The sequence below is a fragment of the Argonema antarcticum A004/B2 genome, assembly GCF_023333585.1.
Classification (GTDB): domain Bacteria; phylum Cyanobacteriota; class Cyanobacteriia; order Cyanobacteriales; family Aerosakkonemataceae; genus Argonema; species Argonema antarcticum.
Window position 1 is genome coordinate 1 of sequence record NZ_JAIQZN010000193.1, and the last position, 4,305, is coordinate 4,305.

The window sequence follows — 4,305 nt, forward strand, 5'->3', positions numbered from 1 at the left end:
GACCTATTTTTTTTTGACAACAATGGGTCAACCCCGCACGCAGTAAGGGGTTGACCCATTGTTGTCACCCCGTCAGGGCTACGGCATAAATTGCTCGCAGTGCCTTGTAGGTGAAGTAGGGATGGCTAATGCCCCAATCCTGCCGCTTCTGCTTCATCAACTGGCCTAGAGAACCGCCAAACACCCGGCTGGCTAAGGGCGGGGAAGTGGCTACCAGGCCATTGGACTTTAACCACTGATGACCTTTCACCACTAATGACCCATCGACTAGGACAGGGATGAGATAGCTGGGATTTTGTTGAAAGTAAATTGCTGCATCCCCCCGCGCTTTCAGTTGACCCGTAAACAAAACGTAGCGCGGCTCAACGTACTCAAATTTAGTGGCTGCATGATGAATTTCTGCCATTCTTCTGCCTGTGGCAATCGCCAAGGCCACCGATACTTGTTTCCAATCGCCAGCATCAATACTTTCCTCGCTTCGAGAGAACCTCGATCGCGTATTGGTGCAAATCCCCAAAATTGATGGTTTCTTTGTGCTTTTTCCGCACCGCTAGCAACCGTTTTTGTCGTCCTTTTTTTTGCGCTAGCTCTTGCGCCATCTGTGTCTTTAACCGAGCCAGCAGTATCTCTATACAAGAGGATATGCTGGTGAAATAAGCTTCTTTGACCGTTACTTCTACTAATGAATTGAGTAAGTTACGAATGTGGGTAAAGTACCTGAGTTTAGTCAAGAAGCCTAGAGCTTCCGACCCTCGCTTGCCCGGTTGTGAGTTCATCCATTCTTTGACCTGACTGGCTAATGCGGCGATGTCCTGATGAATCGAAATATCCCAATTGCCATCACTGTGATATTTTGATTGTCCGAGGGCCAATATTTGTTGGTAAAACTGTTGTATCCTGCTACCTAGTTTTTTGGATATTTGCTCTCCGAAATCGCTCACGAGCGATTGTTGGCGCTTTAATACTTCTTCTGATCCTGCAAAGCTCCATAATTCTGATTCTGTTACTGCCTCTGAACAAACCATCTCGATCGATCGCACTTTGTCAATGCTTTGTGCCTATCTTACCCCAACTTTCTTTCCTCACGCCTTCCCTTAGCGATCGCCACTGCCAGTGCGATCGCATTGCCCGACCCTTTTCTCTCCTCTTGTATAGGGATAGTTCCAATCCGATCGCATTGCCCTCCCCCTCTTTCTCCTCTTGTATATAGATAGTTATACAAGTAATTATCAACTTACTTAAACGATCGCAAAATCCATGACCCAGCTTGACCAATCGGCTTTGAAAGCTCGAAATAAATTAGTTGCGATGTTCCTGCTGCTGTGCTACCTAGATACTACATTGGTGTTGATTGCGCGGGATCGGTGGGCTATTGGTCGGATCTTACTCACAATGCTAGTGATGTACTTTGTTATACAGGGACGTTCATGGGCTAAATGGCTCCTGATCGGTATCTGTAGTTTGCTGGTTGTGGTTCTCATCACAATGGTTCAAGTCCTGAGTTCAAAGCTCTCCACCACCCTGATCGTGGGCAGTTTGATTATGGCCTTTCTCTATGCCATTATTCCGATCTACATGGCTACTAACAAAGATTTAAATCGTTATTTTCTCTATAAAAGGCAATCTAGCGGACACCCAGGGTGTTAATTCTCTGTTCTTTGCACTCTCCTTCCCCAAACAATTGCGGCTCCTTCGTTTCAGGTCTTTCCTGCCCCGGACATCGACGCTGTTAAGGAGGACTTCCCCTCAACTGCCACTTGACCACGATTGGCTTCTCTTCTTTGGTGAGGTAAACCGTAATAAGAGATTACGGTTTACCTCACCAGTGCGTGGCGACCAGCCCACTGTTGGCTTCAATTTCTTAAATGGCCCTCTAGCGCTTTTTTCCATTTGTACGGGTGTGGTCATAAGTAGTTGGTTGAAACGAAAAGCTTTTCTTCTGGGCCTTGTCCGCCTTGTCTCCCTTGTCTCCCTTGTCTCCCTTGTCTCCCTTGTCCCCCTTGTCCCCCACATCACCAACGGGTGAGAGACCACACCCATCTGTACTCTACTGGACTATGGGACAACTCCTCTCTCGATCGGGCAGGAGTTGGCCCAAGCTTGGCTGTATTGAGGCAGCGAGAAGTTGGGGGCGCAAAGGGCGAGTTAGGACTCCTGACACTAAACCCCTACTGGTTTATAAAATCGGGGGTTGGTGTCAGTTGGATTTTACCAGTTCGCGAGAGCCCGAAAAGTACAGCACAGCAAGTTCATGAAACTGACACTAAACCCCTATTGGTTGATCAGATCGGGGGTTGGTGTCAGTCACGACTTCTAGCTTGGTCGGGCCCCTTGAAGATCGCCAATCTTGCTCTAGCGGATAAATTCATGCCTGGTATCCAGACAGCAGCGCAGATTTTTCTTTCTTGCCAGATGTGAATTTTTGACCCGTTCGCCCTTCGTTACTATCTATCACGCTCCCTTTCGTATAGTGATTTATCGCTTTCTCATTTTCCTTCCTTTGACGGTGGGAAAGTAGTGGGAATTTGATGGGCAAGTGATGGGAAAAGAGTGGGAAAGTGTAAATTTTTATTACAGTTTTTTGGGGCTGATTTTCCCAGTGGATTCCCAGTAGCTGACCACCGTTTTCCCACTACTTTCCCAAAATCATCGCGATGACAATCGAAGATCATTTTGATGGCGGCGAACAGTTTAAAATGTATTTGGTCAAAATTTTTAGGCAATTCCGGACACTCACTCCGGATTTATCGAAGCTATCCCTAACTATGTTGTAATTTGGTTGATGAAATCAGGAATATCAACAAAAACTTAATTCTGTCAAGTCAGATGGGAGAACAAGTGCTGTCACGTTTTCAGGAAAGATCTAAATTTGTTTTGGTTGACGATCGCATTTCAGTTCTCTACTCACTTCCTCTTGTGCATAGATAATTAAATGCGATTGGCTCTCGGTTGATTACCACACTCCTCTTGTATATAGATATTCGCAGGCTATTACCTTGCGCTGACTCTTGTACAGGGATAAGCGAGAGGGCGAACTTAAGGCTTTTTCTGTTCATACTCTGTATAGATGTTGGCAGGCGTGAGCCAAATTGTGCCTACTACTCCTCTTGTATAAAGATAGCAGGACTGCGATCGCTGCTTATTTTATCTAAGCTGCCTTGTATATAGATAGAGCGAGTGCGCTGGCACTTTACTACATCACCCAATTCCTCTTGTATACAGATAGCCGCGATCCGCTCGAGTCATCGGAGTAAGTACCCATAGTTTCCGGCGTACTGCCCTTACCCAAATGAGTAACGCAGGAATCCCCTTAAGAGTGATTCAGGAACTTAGCGGCCACCGGAACTTAGAGCAGTTACAGAAGTGATTTAGAAGTCACGGACGAACAGGTTTTAGGGGCAGCTTCTACACTGTCGATGTTGTCTCCGGTGGGTGGTGAAGTCGTTAAATGCGTGTTTAACGGAGCTTTATGCACTCCTAGCATAGATAGGCTTGCGATCGCGCAAAGTTGTCAGCCCTTCTGTAAATCAAAGTTCTCGTTCGGGCTGACTCAATACTTTTGCTTGACCGTGCCTGTTGATTTTCACTGACTGCTGCTACCGTTGGGACGTTGGGAGAGCAGGTACTGCCAAATCTGCGTGACCTCGGCTTGCATCTCTCTAATCGCCGCTCGGTCTGCTTCTGCATTTTGGGCGAACTGCCTCATTGCCGTTCGGTCTGCTTCTGCATTCTCTGCAAATCGCACCATCAACCCTGCTAATTGGTCAATCCCTACTTGGGTGGTTTGTTGACTACTGTGTTGCGCGGCGGCTAATTGCTCAAACCTGACGGCCATCCGATCTAGGTGTCCCGCTATCAGGTTAATCGCTTGGGTGTTTCGATCTGCGATCGCTGCTGTCGTACTCAGAAGCTCTTTGACTGCTTGCATATCTTCTTCTCTATCTGAGTCTGGCGTTTGGGTCATGGGTGAGGATTGGCACGAAAAGGGTATAAATGGCGATTAATGGGAATAAATAACCGCAAATAGCCAATTATTGGTTTTAGCGCCTGTAAATGACATTAATTGGCGTTTTCTACCTGTTTTTGGCGGTCTTCAACAGCATTGGCCAAAAGGTGAGTTATTAAGCTGCTAACCGAGCGATTTTCTTGTTTCGCCCATTCTGCCAGCACTGCCTTTAGGTCTGGATTTACGTAAGCGGTAATAATTTCTGCTTTTCGCCTAGTGGTCACATCATCATTTAATATCAATGACTGCATTGTACTGTGTTCCAAAGTGAATTCTGTGTTACTCTGTTCTACAGTAGC

General features: G+C 46.6%; 7 protein-coding genes. 2 read left to right on the plus strand and 5 right to left on the minus strand.

Translation table 11 applies throughout. The annotated features are described in order from the left end of the window. Positions 1-64: 64 nt before the first annotated feature. From LAY57_RS34955 to LAY57_RS34965, 3 genes are read right to left on the minus strand one after another with little or no spacing between them, the layout of a single operon-like run. A complete protein-coding gene (locus tag LAY57_RS34955) occupies positions 65-517 on the minus strand; it encodes a protelomerase family protein (protein WP_249071983.1) in 453 nt (150 codons plus the stop codon). Next, on the minus strand, positions 462-1,025 hold the full coding sequence (locus LAY57_RS34960) for a hypothetical protein (RefSeq protein ID WP_249071985.1): 564 nt from the start codon (positions 1,023-1,025) through the stop codon (positions 462-464). Before LAY57_RS34960 ends, LAY57_RS34955 begins: the two co-directional genes overlap by 56 nt. A 38-nt stretch (positions 1,026-1,063) precedes the next feature. Then, complete coding sequence (locus tag LAY57_RS34965; protein WP_249071987.1) at positions 1,064-1,222, minus strand: hypothetical protein; 159 nt, start codon at positions 1,220-1,222, stop codon at positions 1,064-1,066. Between the two features lie 35 nt (positions 1,223-1,257). Here LAY57_RS34965 and LAY57_RS34970 point away from each other — a divergent pair, with 35 nt between their 5' ends. Both LAY57_RS34970 and LAY57_RS36380 read left to right on the plus strand, forming a co-directional pair. After that, positions 1,258-1,647, plus strand: a complete 390-nt coding sequence (locus LAY57_RS34970; RefSeq protein WP_249071990.1) for a hypothetical protein — start codon at positions 1,258-1,260, stop codon at positions 1,645-1,647. Positions 1,648-3,289: 1,642 nt separating this feature from the next. Beyond that, on the plus strand, positions 3,290-3,367 hold the full coding sequence (locus LAY57_RS36380; RefSeq protein WP_338022550.1) for a hypothetical protein: 78 nt from the start codon (positions 3,290-3,292) through the stop codon (positions 3,365-3,367). Between the two features lie 216 nt (positions 3,368-3,583). On the opposite strand, the gene LAY57_RS34980 is transcribed toward LAY57_RS36380, so the two are convergent. Further along, positions 3,584-3,964 (minus strand): hypothetical protein, encoded by a 381-nt coding sequence (locus LAY57_RS34980; protein ID WP_249071992.1) that lies wholly within the window; start codon positions 3,962-3,964, stop codon positions 3,584-3,586. Between the two features lie 95 nt (positions 3,965-4,059). Then, positions 4,060-4,305: ribbon-helix-helix domain-containing protein (locus LAY57_RS34985; RefSeq protein WP_249071994.1), on the minus strand; the 246-nt coding region annotated here is incomplete at its 5' end.

What these genes read in the sequence shown, in the direction of transcription:
- LAY57_RS34970 (WP_249071990.1), top strand. Translation starts at nt 1,258, where the DNA reads ATGACCCAGCTTGACCAATCGGCTTTGAAAGCTCGAAATAAATTAGTT.
- LAY57_RS34980 (WP_249071992.1), bottom strand. Translation starts at nt 3,964, where the DNA reads ATGACCCAAACGCCAGACTCAGATAGAGAAGAAGATATGCAAGCAGTC.
- LAY57_RS36380 (WP_338022550.1), top strand. Translation starts at nt 3,290, where the DNA reads ATGAGTAACGCAGGAATCCCCTTAAGAGTGATTCAGGAACTTAGCGGC.
- LAY57_RS34960 (WP_249071985.1), bottom strand. Translation starts at nt 1,025, where the DNA reads ATGGTTTGTTCAGAGGCAGTAACAGAATCAGAATTATGGAGCTTTGCA.